Source organism: uncultured Senegalimassilia sp., assembly GCF_902464545.1.
GTDB lineage: Bacteria > Actinomycetota > Coriobacteriia > Coriobacteriales > Eggerthellaceae > Senegalimassilia.
This window is the reverse complement of the sequence record NZ_CABQJR010000001.1, coordinates 98,119-113,872: the sequence shown is the minus strand read 5'-3', so window position 1 is coordinate 113,872 and position 15,754 is coordinate 98,119. Positions and strand designations below refer to the sequence as shown.

The window sequence follows — 15,754 nt, the reverse complement described above, 5'->3', positions numbered from 1 at the left end:
GCGCGCGGAAGGCGCTCCTATACTCCCAAACCAAGATATCTGTTCAGGGCGAGGTGAAATCCCTCACTGGCGGTGACGTCCCACGCTGCACGAAGCAGCAGGGCGAAGTCCGCGACCCTGGCAGGTTGCAAGCAGGCGGCCCCGTGGCCGCAGCGCCGCAACCCGTCAGGCTGATCTGGTGAGAATCCAGGACCAACGGTTACAGTCCGGATGGAAGAACAGGAGCACGAGAGCACACGGCCCCGGCCGGTGCCTGCTGTGGCATTCCGCAGCACCAAGGATGCATGGCAGCGCTTCGGCGCCTGTCGCGCGTCCCTATTCGTCGCTTATCAACGCCCGCAGATTCCCTGCGGGCGTTTTTTCATGCCTGGACCCCGCAGGGCGGCCGCAAGAGAAAGGGCACCCTATGGCAGGCATACCCGAACAACGATGCGAGGCGAACGTGGACGCCGAAGCGCAGGGAGCCGCACCGGCGGCGCTCGGCGCCGACGATGCCCGCTTCATGCGCCGCGCCATCGAGCTGGCCTGGCGCGGTTGGGGCTGGACGAACCCGAACCCGCTGGTGGGCTGCGTGCTCGTGCGCGACGGCCGCATCATCGGCGAGGGCTGGCACGAGAAGTGCGGGCAGGCGCACGCCGAGCGCAACGCGCTTGCCGACTGCGCACGCCGCGCCGCCGATGACGCAGCGGATGCGGAACGCGCCGATGACGCGCCGGCCGGCGACCCTGCCCGCGGCCATGCGCGCGGGGCGACGGCCTACGTGACGCTGGAGCCGTGCTGCCACACCGGCAAGCAGCCCCCGTGCACCGAGGCCCTCATCGCCGCCGGCGTCGCCCGCGTGGTGGTGGGCAGCCGCGACCCGAACCCGCTGGTGGCGGGCAAGGGGTCGGCCCGGCTGCGCAAAGCCGGCATCCGCGTGGACGAGGACGCGCTGCGCGGCGAATGCGACGAGCTCAACCCCATCTTCTTCCGCTTCATCAGCCGCAAAACCCCATACGTGGTGGCGAAATGGGCCATGAGCGCCGACGGCAAGATCGCCTGCGCTTCCGGCGACGCCCGCTGGGTGAGCGGCCCCGAATCGCGCCGCGACACCCACGAGCTGCGCCATCGCCTGGCCGCCATCGCCGTGGGCATCAACACGGTGATCGCCGACGACCCGCTGCTCACTTGCCGTCGCGAGGGCAAGCCCGGCAACCAGCCGCTGCGCGTGGTGCTCGATTCGCGCCTGCGCATCCCCGAGGATTGCGCGCTCGTACGCTCGTGCGCGCAAGGCGAGGCCCCGCTTGCGGTGGCCACCTGCGCCAGCGTGGACGACCCCGCAACCGACGCCGGCGCAAAGGCGCAACGCCTGCGCGCGCTGGGCGTGGAAGCGCTGCGCGTCCCGCAAGACGGCGCAGGCCACGTTGCGATCAGGCCGCTTTTGCGCACGCTGGGCGAGAAGGGCATCGACTCGCTGCTCGTCGAAGGCGGGTCGGGGATCCACGGCGCCTTCTTCGACGAGGGCGCGGTGGACGAGGCCGTGGTCTACCTTGCCCCGAAGGTGGTCGGCGGCGCGGGCGCGCCGGGCCCCGTTGCAGGCGCAGGCGCCGCACGGATGGCCGAGACCGCGGTGCTGGGCCGCCCGAGGGCGCACGCGCTCGGCGACGATCTGAAGATCACGTTCGCGCCGACGGGCGCCGCCCGCGTGGCCGATCACACCCCCGCTTCGCGTGACGCGCTCGGCGCAACGACCCCCGCAATGCAAGGAGGCGACCTATGTTCACCGGCATCGTAGAGGAGATGGGGCGCGTGACGAGCGTTCCCGCGCCCGGACGCGCGGGCCGGCTGGCCATCAAGGCGTCCCGCGTGCTCGAGGGCACGCGCATCGGCGACAGCATCGCCGTCAACGGCGTGTGCCTCACCGCCACCGAGCTCCTACCCGACGGCTTCGCCGCCGACGTGATGCCGCAGACGCTCTCGCACTCCAACCTGGGTGCGCTGCGCGCCGGCAGCCCCGTGAACCTGGAGCGGGCCATGGCGGCCGACGGCCGGTTCGGCGGGCACATCGTCTCTGGGCACATCGATGGGACCGGCACCGTGCGCCGCGTGCGCCGCGACCAGAACGCCGTCCGCTTCACCATCGGCGCCCCCGCCGGCATCATGGCGCTCATCGTGGCGCAAGGCTCCATCACCGTCGACGGCATCAGCCTGACGGTAGCAGACCTTTACGACGATGCGTTCGAGGTATCGGTCATCCCGCACACGGCTGCCGAGACCGCGCTCGGCTCGCACCGCCCCGGCAGCACGGTGAACCTGGAGAACGATGTGGTGGGCAAGTACGTGCAACGGTTGCTGTACAACAAGAACCGGAACGCCGAAACGCCTGACGCCGGGCACGCGGGCAAACCCGCTGCCCCGCCCCTAACCTTGGAATACCTTGCCGCGAACGGCTTCTAGCACAGCAGCACAAACCCCTTCCCTATCCCGCAACCCTAACCGAAAGGACCCTCCAATGAGCATGAACACCATCCCCGAAGCGCTCGACGAGCTGCGCGCCGGCCATGTCATCATCGTGGTGGACGACCCCGACCGTGAAAACGAAGGCGACATGATCTGCGCCGCCGAGTTCGCCACCCAGGCCAACGTCAACCTGATGGCCAGCGTGGCCAAGGGCCTCATCTGCATGCCGATGAGCCGCGACCTGGCGCACAAGCTCAACCTTGAGCAGATGGTCTCCGAGAACACCGACAACCACGAGACCGCCTTCACCGTCAGCATCGACCACGTGAGCACCACCACGGGCATCTCGGCGGCGGAGCGCTCCATCACCGCGCTCAAGTGCGTGGGCGACGACGCCAAGCCCGGCGACTTCCGCCGCCCCGGCCACATGTTCCCGCTGGTGGCAAAGCCCGGCGGCGTGCTCGAGCGCAACGGCCACACCGAGGCAACCGTCGACCTCATGCGCCATGCCGGCATGAAGCAGTGCGGCTTGTGCTGCGAGATCATGCGCGAGGACGGCACCATGATGCGCACGAGCGAGCTGCTCGAGCTGGCGCGCGAGCACAACCTGGTCATCGTCTCCATCAAGCAGCTGCAGGACTGGTGCCGCACGCATGACAACCACATGCACGAGCAGGCCTGCGTGCAGCTGCCCTGCGAGTACGGCACGTTCCAGGCGTACGGCTTCGTGAACGACATCACGGGCGAAGAGCACGTAGCCCTGGTAAAGGGCGACCTGGGCGACGGGCGCGACGTGCTGTGCCGCGTGCATTCCGAGTGCCTGACCGGCGACGTGTTCGGCTCGAAGCGCTGCGACTGCGGCGAGCAACTGCATGCCGCGCTTGCCGCCATCGAGGCCGAGGGCCGCGGCGTGCTGCTGTACATGCGCCAGGAAGGCCGCGGCATCGGGCTGATGAACAAGCTGCGCGCCTACGAGCTGCAGGAGCAGGGCATGGACACCGTGGAGGCCAACGAGGCATTGGGATTCGCCCCTGACCTGCGCGAATACTGGAGCGGCGCGCAGATCCTGCGCAACCTGGGCTGCAAGTCGCTGCGCCTGCTCACCAACAACCCCGATAAGGTGTACGGCCTTTCCGGCTTCAACCTGGAGATCTCCGAGCGCGTCGCCATCGAGATGGAGCCCCAGGAGCACGACCGCCGTTACCTGCAGACCAAGGCGCACCGCATGGGGCACCTGCTCGAGCACGTGGAAGACTAACCGATCCGTACCGTTAAGCGTTGGACTAGGTTCGTACAACAACAGAGAGGAGCCATCATGGCCGTCAACATCATCGAAGGCAAGGTAATCAACGAGGGCATGAAGGTGGGCATCGTGTGCGCCCGCTTCAACGAGTTCATCACGTCGAAGCTGCTCAGCGGCGCGCTCGACGCGCTGCGCCGCCACGACGTGCCGGAAGAGGCCGTCACCGTGGCCTGGGTTCCCGGCGCGTTCGAGATCCCCGTGGTGGCCCAGCGCATGGCGCAAAGCGGCAAGTTCGACGCCGTCATCTGCCTAGGCGCGGTCATCCGTGGCGCCACCTCGCATTACGACGTGGTGTGCAACGAGGTGTCGAAGGGCATCGCACAGGTACAGCTGGCAACGGGCACGCCGGTGATGATGGGCGTGCTGACCGTCGATACCATCGAGCAGGCCATCGAGCGCGCGGGCACCAAGGCCGGCAACAAGGGCTTCGAGTGCGGCGTCGGCGCCATCGAGATGGTCAACGTCCTGCGTCAGCTGTAATCGGGCGCCCAGGCCGCGCCGCCTTCGCCAGCCCGCACGCCCCCGATGCAGGGCAAACCTGCGAAAGCGGCGCCTTGACCCCCGCACCTTTCGTGAACGTCCCCGCACGCCCCCGGCGCGCGGGGACGTTTTTGCTAGACTGGGATGCATTATGACTAACGAAAACGCTTCCCAAACCACGGCAAACAACGCTTCGACTCCTAAAAAACCGCAGGTCACTGACAAAATTCAGCGCAACACCGCGTGCATTATCTCCTGGATCGCCGTTGTCGCCATGCTGGCGCTCATCTTCTTCATGTCCAGCCGCAGCGGTATCGACATCGACAACAACACCGGTATCTTCTCCGCGGTCAAGCAATGGCTGTCCGCGCAAGCCGCCACCCTGTTCGGGCACGAAGTGGATGTAAGCCCCGTCGGGCACTTCAGCGAATACCTGATGCTCGGCGCAGCGCTGTGCAACGCGCTGCGCTTCCACTTGAAGCCGCAAGGACCCGCCGGCGCGCTACTGGTTGCCAACCCCATCGACGCGCTGTCGAAGTGGGCGCCCATCGTCGCCGCAGCACTGTCGAGCCTGTACGGCGTCACCGATGAGTTCCACCAGATATTCACCCCCGGCCGCAGCTGCGACCCCATGGATTGGCTGGTGGACACCATAGCCGCCGCCCTTGGCGCGCTCATCTGCTACCTGGTGCTCAAGGCGCTACGGGCAAGAAGGTAATGCGAGACGAAACGGCCCGGGATCGAACGATTCCGGGCCGTCGTGCATTCAGGGTTGAGATCGATGCGCAGCTACGATTCGCGGGACCTACGCCGCCCGCTCCAAGACGGAGCGCAACTACCGACCACCGTGCAACCGCAAACCGCATGACCTCGCGACTTCGCATCTGAAGGCGAACGCCGCCATGACGAGAACTAGCGCAGCACCTGCAAAGCCGCGGGTAGCACCTCTGCATCGAACGTTCGAGCTTCGATGCGCTCGCCGTCGACCTGTGCCGCGGGCGGCTCGTCGAACTCCACGTGGACCTTGCGCGCCTGATGCAGCTCCATGCAGGAAAGGCGCGTGTGGTTGCCACCCTTTGCCATCAGGAAGATGGCCGCCGCACCTGCGGGCGTGATGGGCGGATGGCTGATGCACACATCGAGCAGCCCATCGTCAAGGCGGGCGTCGGGACAGATACGGAACCCGCCCCCGTAATAGGGGCCCATCTGCACCGCAAACGTGATGGACTTGCCCTCCATCACAGGGCCATCATCAAGCTGCAGACGATATTCGCGCTGGTCAAGATGATGGAACAGCTGGTCGAAACCGCTTGCCATGTACAGCGCCGCACCGTGCCTGCCCGTGCGCTTGCGGCGCTCCATGGTATCGAGCGCGATGGCGGCATCTAAGCCAAACGACAGCGTTTCGGCGAAGAAGCCCCCGTTCACGCACCCCACATCAGCAGGCTGCGAGCTTGCCGACAACAGCAGGTCGCATGCGCGATCGACCTTCGCCGGCACCCCCAGCGTACGCGCATAATCGTTGCCGGACCCCACGGGGATGACGCCGAGCTGCGGACGATCATCTGCCGGGCGCGCCATCAGACCGTTCACCACCTCATGGATAAGGCCGTCGCCGCCGAGGGCCACCACCGTCTGCGCGCCCTGTGCGCCCTCGGCGATGGCGCACGCATGGCGCGGGCCCGCAGTTCGAGCAACGGTAACCGCATCCTCGCCAAGCGCCGTGCGCAGGTTCGCCGCCGCACGCTCGGCCGCAGCAGCCCCCGCCCCGCTCTGAGCAGCCGGGTTCGCAACCAAAAGAATATGTCTTAGAGAGCTATTCACCCTGCTCCTCGCGGGTCCACAGGCCGGTCTTGCCGCCGTCCTTCAACAGCAGGCGCACGTCCATGATCTCCATGCCGCGGTCGACCGCCTTGCACATGTCGTAGATGGTCAGGCACGCCACGCTTGCGGCGGTGAGCGCCTCCATCTCGATGCCGGTCTTGCCCGTGACGCCCGTGGTGGTGGTCACATGGATGCCCACACGGCCATCCTCACGCTCGCCTGCGTGCACCGGCTCGCACTCCACCTTCGCCTTCGTGATGTTGAGCGGATGGCACATGGGGATGAGCGTGCTGGTCTGCTTGGCGGCCATGACGCCCGCCACGCGCGCGCATGCCAGCACGTCGCCCTTCGCCGCCTTGCCCTCCACGATAAGCGCCAGCGTGTCAGGATGCATGCTGATGAAGCCTTCGGCCACGGCCACGCGCTTGGTGATGTCCTTCTCGGACACATCGACCATGCGCACATCGCCCTTCTCGTCGATATGCGTCAAATGCTGCTGCTCAGTCATATTCGCTCTCCTTAAAAATGAAACCTCTCGAAAGAGATTTTAAAACCTCCGGGACCCCACCACAGCCAGCCGCAACGTCGAGCCGATTCGTTTGCCGGCAGGCAAACGGAGCCGATTATCCACCTATTTGGGACATGCGGCGTTCGGTGCCGGTGATGTCGTCGTGATCGTCAGGCTTCGCGCCGAGCGCCGTGCGGAACACGTCGGCCAGATCCCGATCGATCTGCTCCTCGGGCTTTCCGCTGCGCAGGATGCCGCGGATGTCGTATTCGCGGTCGCTGAACAGACACGGGCGCAGCTTCCCGTCGGCCGTAAGGCGCATGCGATTGCATTCACCGCAGAAATGCCTGCTCATAGGGCTGATGAAACCGACGGTGCCCTTCGCACCGGGGAACTCGAAGTAGCGCGCGGGCCCCCAGCCGAGCGGCTGGTGCTTACCGGCGGGCACCAGCTCGGGCAGGCCTTCGGCACGCGCCTGCCGGTTGATGATCTCGAACAGCTCCTCGCAGCTGATCACATCGTCGGGACCCCAGCCGCAGCCGTTAGATCCCGAGCTTTCGCCCACGGGCATGTACTCGATGAAGCGGACGTGCAGCGGACGGTCGATGGAGAGCTTCGCGAAGGCCAGATAATCCTGATGCAGCTGGCGCACCGCGACCGCGTTGATCTTCACGGGGTTGAACCCAGCCGCCAGCGCAGCATCGATGCCGTCGAGGGCCTCCTGCAGATACCCGCGGCGCGTGATGGCGTGGAACTGATCGGCGTCGAGCGTGTCGAGCGAGATGTTCACGCGCGAAAGCCCCGCCTGGCGCAGCTGGTCGGCCATGCGCGGCAGCAGCACGCCGTTGGTGGTGAGCGAGATGTTCTTGATGCCGGGCGTGTCGTTGATATCGCGCACCAGGTCGACCACGCCCTTGCGCACCAGCGGCTCGCCGCCGGTCAAGCGCACGCTTTTGATGCCCAGGTTCGAGAACACGCGAACCACGTGCGCGATCTCCTCGATGCGCAGGATATCGGTATGGCACATGGACTGCACGCCCTCTTCCGGCATGCAGTAGATGCAACGGTAGTTGCAACGGTCCGTCAACGATATACGCAGGTAATCGATGGTGCGGCCGTGTCCGTCCTTCATGAGGTCCCCTCTCGTTTCAGAATCCCCAGTGTACCACGGGCGAAGCGAATGTATCCGGCTCGGTAGCAATTGCCCCACCGAACCAGCAAACCCGTTCGCCGAAAACTTCTTGCGCCGCGGCGGCTGCCAACGCCGGGCTTAGCGACGTCTTCAAGCCGAAGCGCCCGCGACGCTGTCCCAAACCGAAACACGCCCGACCGCAGCCAAGCGCGCCGGGATCAGCGCTCCACCAGGTACAGCTTGTCGTCGGGAATGCGGATCCACAGCTCCTCGCCCTCGTGCGGCAGCAGCACGGCATCCGTCTTCAGCTTGTCGACGCGCCAAAACAGGTGCTGGTGCAGGTACTTCATCTCGTCCTCGGTGCGCTCCACCGCAGGCGCCGCTTCGGGGCTGCGATCGAGAAAGCCCAGCAACGCCGTGCGCTCGAAGCGCGAGTCGCTCACGCGGTCCACGCGCATGCGGAAGCAGTTGCGCCCCGGGCCATCGGTGCGCTCCAAGTAAAACGCGCGCACGCCCAGGCATTTGACGCCCTCGGGCACCTCGGCCGCTGTCTCCACCTGCACGCCCCACTTCGGCAGCCACACCGTGTGCGGCCCGCGACGCTGCGCCGGCGTGGCGTTCTTGCAGCCCGACAGCTTGATGCCGGCCTGGCTTTGCGGACGGTTCACCAAATCGTCGCCCGTGCCCATTTCCATGATGTGCCCGGATTCCACCACGGCGATGCGGTCGCAGAAGCGCAGCGCCTCGTCGATGTCGTGCGACACGTACAGGATGGTGCCGCGGAACGCGTCGAACAGGCTGACCAGGTTCTGTTCCAGAACGCTTTTCAGGTGCGCATCGAGCGCGGAGAACGGCTCGTCGAGCATGAGGATGCCCGGGCGCGCCGCGAGCATGCGCGCAAGCGCCACGCGCTGCTGCTGGCCGCCGGAGAGCTGCACGGGATAGCGCTTCTCGAAGCCCGACAGGCCGAAGCGCTTGAGCTCGGCCTGCACCATGGCGTCGCGGTCGGCCGGCGAGACGTCCTTGGCGATGCCCGCCGCCACGTTTTGCGCCACGGTCAGATTGGGGAACAGCATGTAGTTCTGGAACAGCAAGGCGGTTTTGCGCTGCTGCGGTGAAAGGTCCACGCGCGCCTTCTTGCCGGGGGCGCGGTCGAAGAACACCGTGCCGTTGACCACGATCTTGCCCGAATCAGGCCGCTCGATGCCGGCGATGGAGCGCATGGTCAGGCTTTTGCCGCACCCCGACGCGCCCAACAGCCCCAGCGTCTCATCCCCTGCCGAGAACCGCGCCTGCAGGTTGAACCCTTTGAACTTCTTCTCGATGTCTACTTCAAGGCTCATGGTTTACTCCGAACGCTTGCGATATTTGGTGGTGTGCCCGCTCCACAGGTTGATGAACACGATGACCACCAGGGAGAACACGATGATGACGCCCGTCCAGAACCAGGCAACGTCGCTGTTGCCGTTCATCCACTCGAAGTAGATGGCGATAGGGATGGTGCGCGTGATGCCCACGTAGTTGCCCGCCATGAACAACGTGGCGCCGAACTCGCCCAGGGCGCGTGCGAACGCGAGCACCATACCTGCCGCGATGCTCGACCACGACAGCGGCAGCATCAGCCGCACGAAGATCTTCGCATTGCTCCACCCCAGCGTGCGGGCGGCGTCGAGCATGTTGCGGTCAAGGCTCTCGAACGCGCCGAGCGCGTTGCGGTACATAAGCGGGAAGGCCACCACCACCGCGGCGATGACGCACGCCGTGGGGCTGAAGATGAGCGGGAAGCCCGTCTCTATCCAGAATCGGCCGAACGCCGTGTTCGAGCCGCAGACGAACAGCAGGATGAAGCCGCACACGGTAGGCGGCAGCACCATGGGGATGGTGAAGATGGCGTCGAAGATGCTCTTCGCCCGCGAGCTGAGGTTCAGGCAGAAGTACGCCGCCAACAGGCCCAGGATGACGATGAACACGATGGCGATGCCCGTGGTGCGCAGGCTCACCCACAGCGGGCTCCAATCCAGGTTCTGCAGAAACTCGCCCGCCGCGGCCAGGCCCGTGGTCTTCGCGACGATGCTCACCTGATCGGCCGGCGCGATGATGCCGAAATCGGCGAAGGAGGGCTTGGCGTAGTTCGCGTTCTCGCTGTCGGTGACGTCGCTGCCGTCCACCCCGATGGCCAGCACGTACGCCTTGCCCGAGATCTCCTGGTCGAACATCAAGCGCACGGCACCCAGGTCATAGGTTTGCTGCGAAGTGAAATGCCACGTGGAGATGCCGCTCAAGGGCACCGAGCCCGACGACTGGCCCGCATCGAGCGCGCAGAACAGCTGCTTGAGCTGCGTTTGCGTCTGCGCGTCCTCAAGGTCGAGCGAAAGCTGCTGGGCCATGGCGGGCGGGATGTAGGCCACCACCTGGTCGTTCACCGCGACCAACTGCGCCGCCTGCCCGACCTCCTGGCCGATAAGGTACGCGTAGCCGCGATACTCGCCGTCGATGCTGCGGTTGGAGCCCTTCTGCGCGCGTGAGAAATCGCTTATCGCAAAACTGCTGCCCTCGAGCGCCGCTGCATCGCCGTCTTTGGACACCTGCACCGCCGACGTATCCACATCGCCTGCGGATTGCGCATCGGAATCCGAAGAGGCGGCAGCTGGCTTCGCGCTCACTGCGGGCGCATCCACGTCGCCCAACGCGTCATCGGCAAGCGCCACGGCCGGCGCGCACAGCGCCAACGCCGCTGTAACAGCAAGGCTTGCGATAAGCCTTTTCGCACGTTTTCCCTGTTTCGTCATATATCCCGTCCTTGGACGCGGTAAGGGGATGGGGCCGAATCGTCCCCATCCCCTTGCTTCGTTCGCTTATCTGCTGTGCGATTCCAAGCGCGGCCCCTACGCCAGCTCGAAGCCCCACTTCTGCCAGATCTCCTGGGCCTTATCGCTGCTCAGGCACCAATCCAGGAACTCCTGGGTGGCAGCGGCGTTCTTGCTCTCGGAGGTGACGGCGCCAGGATACACGATGTTCTTGTGCGTGTTGGCCGGCACGGTGCCGACGATCTGCACGCCACCGAAACGATACACGTCGGAGGTGTACACGAAGGCGACGTCGACGTCACCGGACTGGGCATGCTTGCACACGTTGCCCACGGAGGTGTCGGTGACCACCTTGTGGCCGGCATCGACGAACGCCTGGTAGCTGCCGCCCTTGCCGGAGATGTCCTTGCCGGTCTTGCCCTCGTCGGCAGCAGCGGGGGTGTACACGCCTACCGTGGACAGGGATTGGGCGGCATAGTTGCCGGCGGGCACGGAGTCGTCGCCCACGCAGATGGAGTACTTGCCGGCGGCGATGTCGTCAAGGGTGACGTCCTTGATGTCGGCGCCTTCCTTGGAGACCATGACCAGGTCGTTCTTGAACATGTCGACGCGGGTGGAGGAGTCGACGTAGCCCTTTTCCACAGCGGTGTCCATGGATCCCTTCGAGGCGCTGATCAGCAGGTCGGCGTAGGAGCCGGCGCCCAGCATCTCGTTGAGCTCGCCGGAGGCCTTGTACTGCGTGTCGGCGAAGGAGACGTTGTCATGACCATCGGCGATATAGGCGGCCTGGACCTCTTCCATGGCCTTGGACAGGGAGTTTGCCGCGAACACCTGCAGCTCGACCTGCTCCTTGTTGTTGTCAGCGGACTGCTCGGTGGCGGAATCGTTCTTCTGCTCGGTGGAGCCGCTGTTGGACGAGCAGCCGGTCAGAGCGAAGGCGCCGACCATCGCGAACGCGCATACGGCGGCGACCACGACGCGAAGTTGCTTCTTCATGTGCTTCCCTTTCCTTCCTGATGAGTTACCCCTCTTTGTACGCAACAGCGAACAATTCGTTGTTGGTCGTTATATTATTCTCACCTTCGTATGCTAGTCAATTGGCAATAATCCATTTCCGTGAATTATTTCGTTTTCGAAACATTCCGAAACGTGAATGCCGAAAGAAAATGCCGGCACCCCACGATGGGACGCCGGCAAAGATGGGCTCGCATGTCGAATACGGAACCTCGCACGCATCGGAAGCGCGCCACGCACGATAAGGCTTGCGAAAGGTCAGATCACGCTCCCGAAGGCGCCGGCAGCGTCACCACCACGTTGTTGAGCCCCACCGTGTTCTGGTACTCCACCTCTCGCACGCCTTGGCGAAGCATCCGGATGCCCACCGCCGAGCAGGGATCGGCAGCGGAAAGGTCCAGGTCCATCGGATTGAACGCCGCGCCGTTGTCGCGCACGCGCAGCACCAGCGTGCCGTCGCGCTTCAAGATGAGCTTCACGTCGATGGCCGGATGCTTCGTGTTCGTGAACCCGTGCTCAACGGCGTTGGCGGCCATTTCCTCCACCGCCAGCGGCACGAGGTAGCTGCGCCGCCCGTCCACGCCGTGGCTTTCGCACCACGCCGCCACCTGTTGCGAGCACGCCACGACCGCCTCGGACGTCGGTGCGCAGGCAAACGAGGCGGACGCCCGCCAGTCTGCCTGGAAGGTTTCGGGCAGGTACATCATCTTGTCGAGCAAGGTCGCCTTGTCGACGACGGCGCCGCCCGCCGCGATGCCGTCGCGATCACCGGCGATCGCGGGCGCAGCCCCCTTCGCCGCCCTGCGCTTCCACAGCACGCTGGCCACGACCAGCTGCAACGCCAGCGTAACGGCCTCGCCCACCAGAAACGACATCCATACCGCCGTCGCGCCCCAGAACCATACCGTCCCCAACGCGAACAGCACGGCGAACAGGCCCGACTGCCCCACGGCGATGGCGCTTGCGGCGCGCACGTTGCCCGTGCCCTGGTAGTAGTTCACGAACAGCTGGTTGATCAGGTCGATGGGCACGCACAGGATGAACGCTCGCACGGCAACCACGCCGAACGCCTCGGCATCGCCCTCAAGGCCGAACAGCCCCACGACCTGAGGTGCGAACGCGAACACCGCCGCGCACAAAGCGCACGACAGCGCCAGCCCCATGCGCATGCCCGTTCGCAGCGTCGCCTTCAGCGCGCCGCGGTCCTCTTCGCCGAAGAAGATGCCGCACAAAAGGGTGGCCGTCTGCCCTACGCCAATCGTTACCGACGAGGCGAACGAGTTCACCGACGACAGCATGGACAGGGCCGCGACCGCGCCGGCGCTCGCCACCGTCAGCAGCAGCCAGTTGAACGTGAACGTGCGTACCACGACGGTGGCGCGGGTAAGCGAATCGGGCAGGCCCGTCTTCAGCACGCCGGCAAGCTGCCCCGCATGCGGCACGGGGTTCACCAGATGCAGCGTGTTGCCCTTGCCGAGAAAATGCGTGCAGCAGATGCCCACGGCCACGCAATACGCCAGCGCCGTGGCCAGGCCCATACCGCGAAGTCCCAGGTCAAGCACGCAAACCGCCACCAGATTGAATATCACGTCGCACACGCTCATGCCGACGATGGCCACGATACCCAGCTGAGGCGCGTTGTCCAAGCGCGTGAACCCCATGAGCAGCTGCAGCAGCACGATGGCGAACGCGCCAGAGCAGATGCCGCTCAAATACGACGCGGTGTCGGCGTGCAGCTCGCCCGATGCGGCACCGAGCATGGTCGCCAACGCGTCGGCGCCGGCCACGCCGCCCGCCGACAGCGCCGCGCCCACCGCAAGCGCCGCGGCAAGCGACACGCTGAACAGCACGTTCACCCGATCGGCGTCGCGGTTGCCCAGCGCCCGGGCGCACAGGGCCACCGCGCCCGTTTCAAGGATGCCGGCGCACCCCGAGAACAGCATGAACACGGAAAGCGACATGCCGATGGCCGCCACCGCGCCCGACCCCAGCAAGTTGCCGGCGATCACGTTGTCGATCATCATGCCGAGCGTTGCCGACAGGGTGATGAGAATGGACATGGCCAGATACTTGCCGAACGTCCGCTTGATCAGCTCGCTGTTCTCGGTTTGCGCCCCCATGACTCCCTACCCTTCGATTTCCCCGTCGATGAGCGCGAAGAAGAAGCGCCGCTTCTGCTCGGTGTCCACGATGTGCACCGGCTTGATCTGGTTCGGGGCCTTGCCGTGCATGACGCGCATATCGCGCCACAGCTGGTTGGTCTCGTCCTGCAGCACGCGCGCGGTCGCCGGGGCGAACGTGCCGTCCTCGGTCATGTAGTCCACGTCGTAGTTGCCCGCGCGCAGCTCCTCGTCGGTGATGCGCGACAATTCGGCCAAGTCGATGGCCGCATGGTCGGCATGGTAAAACTCGAACAGGTACTCATAGCGCGCCGGATGATGGTCGACGTTGGGGTACACGCTGAAATCCACGAGGTCGAGCCCTGCGCGCGCGGCCACCTTGTCGGCCACCTTGCGCAGCACAAGCTCCGTGGTCTTCTCGCCGTGCATGTTCACCGTCTGGTCGAGGCGGAACAGGAACTCCATCGTGGGCATGGTTCCCTTATGGCCTACGCAGCGGATGGCATCGCGCATCTTGTAGCGGTAGAAGCCCGAACGGCTCGTGATGATGACCTCGTAGTCGTGGCCTTCTTGCAGGTCCTCAACGCCGAGCGTGTGGTCGTAGTCGGGGTCGTCGACGGGCACGAACTCGAAGTACACGCTGCGCGGCAGCAGCACGCTCGAAGGGTTATCCAGCTCAAACGGCACGGAGAACGCGCCTTCCGAAGCGCTGTAGCCGGTATAAAGGATGTGCACGTCGTTGCCGATGAAGCGGCGCAGACGCTGCGTGTAGGGCGCGAAACCGCCGCCGGCAACGCTGCGAACGACCAGCAGGTTCGGCCACATGGCCGGCGTGATGGGCTCGTCAAAGCCGCGCTCGAAGATGGCGCGCAACTCGGCAGCGCGCTCGGGGTTGGGCTCGATGCGCGCTTCCAAACCGGCACGCACGTCGGCCGGCATCTGGATGGACGCGTCGATGGTTCCCTGCTCGATGTCGCGCACGAGCAGCTCCCAGTTGTCCTCGATGTAGCGCATAAGGTCGAGCACGCCGGTGATGAACACCGACGATATGTCGCGGATGTCGCGCTCTTCGATGGCAAAGCGCGCATGTAGATAGCGCGTGTCGGTGCCGGGTTTGGTGAACACGGCCTCGTCGGGGCTGGTAGTGGTCGCCGCAAGATACGGACGGGCGTCGGCGATGGCCTTGCACGACAGCGACCCGAACGAGATGCCGCTTTTCAGCGTGCTGTAGTGGCTTTCGATAAGCGTGAGCATACGACCACCGGCCAAGCCTTCGCCCGCGCCCACGTAGCTGCGGTAATACGTGTACGCACCCGAATAGCCCATGAGAATCTCCGCCATGCGCTTGGTGTAAGGGATGCCCTTGGGATTGCCCATGGTGCCCGAGGTTTCATTGAAGTGCACGATTTCCTCGGTGGTCACCACACCGCGCGTGCCGTGCTCCATCACCTCGTAGATATAGCCGGCGTAATCGTCGTAGTTGGTGAAGGGAACGGTGCGCTTGAAGTCCTCGACCGTCTTGATGTCGGCAAAGCCGTGATCGCGGCCGAACGGCGTGTCCTTGTTCGCCTCTATCATCTCGAAGAGCAGTTCTTCCTGCACCTCGCGTGCATGCAGCACGTCGGCCTCAAGCTGCTGTTCGAGCGCCTTTCCCGCCGCGTATTGGCGTTCGTGCATCATGGCGCGCAGGGTTGCCACATCGGGCATCTGCGCGGGCGCGCTCGCCGATGCGGGCTGCTCGTGATGCGCGTCGTTGCCGGTCAGTTCCGAGATCTTCTCGTCATTCGCCATAGCCGCCCCCTACTGTTCGACGGTCAGGATTTCCGTGAAGCCCGTGGCGTCGAGCACGTCGGCGATGTACTCGTTGGGATGGCGCAGCACCAGCCCGCTTCCCACCTTCGACAGCTCCTTGTGCGCGAACAAGAACACGCGCAGACCGGCGCTCGAAACGTACTGGGTGTCGGCCAGGTCGATGGCCAGGCTGGCGACGCCCTCCAGGTTCTCGCGCAGATAGCTCTCCAAATCCGGGGACGTGTTCGTGTCCAAGCGCCCAGACAGGGCCACCTCGAGCGCGTCGCCGTTTTTCGTTGCCTTGATCTCCATATGCGGTCCTTTCTCGAACGCTTC

The 15,754-nt window shown here is 65.2% G+C and carries 14 protein-coding genes and 1 riboswitch; of the genes, 5 read left to right on the top strand and 9 right to left on the bottom strand.

The window, feature by feature from the left end; translation table 11 throughout:
• Positions 1 to 35: 35 nt before the first annotated feature.
• Positions 36 to 226, top strand: a riboswitch (FMN riboswitch).
• 180 nt (positions 227 to 406) lie between these two features.
• The 5 genes from ribD (at position 407) to RDW26_RS00360 (ending at position 4,940) form a co-directional block, all read left to right on the top strand.
• A complete protein-coding gene (gene ribD, locus RDW26_RS00380; RefSeq protein ID WP_307981998.1) occupies positions 407 to 1,774 on the top strand; it encodes a bifunctional diaminohydroxyphosphoribosylaminopyrimidine deaminase/5-amino-6-(5-phosphoribosylamino)uracil reductase RibD in 1,368 nt (455 codons plus the stop codon).
• Complete coding sequence (locus RDW26_RS00375; protein ID WP_307981996.1) at positions 1,756 to 2,436, top strand: riboflavin synthase; 681 nt, start codon at positions 1,756 to 1,758, stop codon at positions 2,434 to 2,436. The genes ribD and RDW26_RS00375 overlap by 19 nt, the downstream gene beginning before the upstream one ends.
• 55 nt (positions 2,437 to 2,491) lie before the next feature.
• Positions 2,492 to 3,697, top strand: coding sequence for a bifunctional 3,4-dihydroxy-2-butanone-4-phosphate synthase/GTP cyclohydrolase II (locus RDW26_RS00370; protein ID WP_307981994.1), 1,206 nt, complete (start codon positions 2,492 to 2,494; stop codon positions 3,695 to 3,697).
• A gap of 57 nt (positions 3,698 to 3,754) precedes the next feature.
• Entirely contained in the window at positions 3,755 to 4,222 is a 468-nt protein-coding gene (ribE, locus tag RDW26_RS00365; protein WP_298627744.1) for a 6,7-dimethyl-8-ribityllumazine synthase, read from the top strand.
• 151 nt (positions 4,223 to 4,373) lie between these two features.
• Positions 4,374 to 4,940, top strand: a complete 567-nt coding sequence (locus RDW26_RS00360; protein WP_307981991.1) for a VanZ family protein — start codon at positions 4,374 to 4,376, stop codon at positions 4,938 to 4,940.
• 194 nt (positions 4,941 to 5,134) lie between these two features.
• Here the strand turns inward: RDW26_RS00360 and RDW26_RS00355 are convergent, their stop codons facing one another.
• From RDW26_RS00355 to RDW26_RS00315, 9 genes are all read right to left on the bottom strand, one after another.
• Positions 5,135 to 6,019 (bottom strand): diacylglycerol kinase family lipid kinase, encoded by an 885-nt coding sequence (locus RDW26_RS00355; protein WP_307981989.1) that lies wholly within the window; start codon positions 6,017 to 6,019, stop codon positions 5,135 to 5,137.
• 19 nt (positions 6,020 to 6,038) lie between these two features.
• Entirely contained in the window at positions 6,039 to 6,554 is a 516-nt protein-coding gene (gene moaC, locus RDW26_RS00350; protein WP_042432773.1) for a cyclic pyranopterin monophosphate synthase MoaC, read from the bottom strand.
• 115 nt (positions 6,555 to 6,669) lie between these two features.
• On the bottom strand, positions 6,670 to 7,686 hold the full coding sequence (gene moaA / locus RDW26_RS00345) for a GTP 3',8-cyclase MoaA (RefSeq protein WP_307981987.1): 1,017 nt from the start codon (positions 7,684 to 7,686) through the stop codon (positions 6,670 to 6,672).
• A 218-nt stretch (positions 7,687 to 7,904) separates the two neighbouring features.
• Positions 7,905 to 9,029, bottom strand: coding sequence for an ATP-binding cassette domain-containing protein (locus RDW26_RS00340; protein WP_307981985.1), 1,125 nt, complete (start codon positions 9,027 to 9,029; stop codon positions 7,905 to 7,907).
• A 3-nt stretch (positions 9,030 to 9,032) separates the two neighbouring features.
• Positions 9,033 to 10,475, bottom strand: coding sequence for a molybdate ABC transporter permease subunit (modB, locus tag RDW26_RS00335; protein ID WP_307981984.1), 1,443 nt, complete (start codon positions 10,473 to 10,475; stop codon positions 9,033 to 9,035).
• A gap of 96 nt (positions 10,476 to 10,571) precedes the next feature.
• Entirely contained in the window at positions 10,572 to 11,489 is a 918-nt protein-coding gene (gene modA, locus RDW26_RS00330; RefSeq protein WP_307979625.1) for a molybdate ABC transporter substrate-binding protein, read from the bottom strand.
• A 281-nt stretch (positions 11,490 to 11,770) separates the two neighbouring features.
• On the bottom strand, positions 11,771 to 13,627 hold the full coding sequence (locus RDW26_RS00325) for an MATE family efflux transporter (protein WP_307981982.1): 1,857 nt from the start codon (positions 13,625 to 13,627) through the stop codon (positions 11,771 to 11,773).
• Positions 13,628 to 13,633: 6 nt separating this feature from the next.
• Positions 13,634 to 15,418: a GH3 auxin-responsive promoter family protein gene (locus RDW26_RS00320; protein ID WP_307979627.1), complete on the bottom strand. Its 1,785-nt coding sequence runs from the start codon at positions 15,416 to 15,418 to the stop codon at positions 13,634 to 13,636.
• A 9-nt stretch (positions 15,419 to 15,427) separates the two neighbouring features.
• Complete coding sequence (locus tag RDW26_RS00315; protein ID WP_307979628.1) at positions 15,428 to 15,730, bottom strand: STAS domain-containing protein; 303 nt, start codon at positions 15,728 to 15,730, stop codon at positions 15,428 to 15,430.
• Positions 15,731 to 15,754: the final 24 nt, after the last annotated feature.

Bases quoted from the DNA above. Each gene is read 5' to 3' on its own strand.
- RDW26_RS00340 (WP_307981985.1), bottom strand. From the start codon at position 9,029: ATGAGCCTTGAAGTAGACATCGAGAAGAAGTTCAAAGGGTTCAACCTG.
- RDW26_RS00325 (WP_307981982.1), bottom strand. From the start codon at position 13,627: ATGGGGGCGCAAACCGAGAACAGCGAGCTGATCAAGCGGACGTTCGGC.
- ribE (WP_298627744.1), top strand. From the start codon at position 3,755: ATGGCCGTCAACATCATCGAAGGCAAGGTAATCAACGAGGGCATGAAG.
- RDW26_RS00315 (WP_307979628.1), bottom strand. From the start codon at position 15,730: ATGGAGATCAAGGCAACGAAAAACGGCGACGCGCTCGAGGTGGCCCTG.
- modA (WP_307979625.1), bottom strand. From the start codon at position 11,489: ATGAAGAAGCAACTTCGCGTCGTGGTCGCCGCCGTATGCGCGTTCGCG.
- ribD (WP_307981998.1), top strand. From the start codon at position 407: ATGGCAGGCATACCCGAACAACGATGCGAGGCGAACGTGGACGCCGAA.
- RDW26_RS00370 (WP_307981994.1), top strand. From the start codon at position 2,492: ATGAGCATGAACACCATCCCCGAAGCGCTCGACGAGCTGCGCGCCGGC.
- modB (WP_307981984.1), bottom strand. From the start codon at position 10,475: ATGACGAAACAGGGAAAACGTGCGAAAAGGCTTATCGCAAGCCTTGCT.
- moaA (WP_307981987.1), bottom strand. From the start codon at position 7,686: ATGAAGGACGGACACGGCCGCACCATCGATTACCTGCGTATATCGTTG.
- RDW26_RS00360 (WP_307981991.1), top strand. From the start codon at position 4,374: ATGACTAACGAAAACGCTTCCCAAACCACGGCAAACAACGCTTCGACT.
- moaC (WP_042432773.1), bottom strand. From the start codon at position 6,554: ATGACTGAGCAGCAGCATTTGACGCATATCGACGAGAAGGGCGATGTG.
- RDW26_RS00375 (WP_307981996.1), top strand. From the start codon at position 1,756: ATGTTCACCGGCATCGTAGAGGAGATGGGGCGCGTGACGAGCGTTCCC.
- RDW26_RS00320 (WP_307979627.1), bottom strand. From the start codon at position 15,418: ATGGCGAATGACGAGAAGATCTCGGAACTGACCGGCAACGACGCGCAT.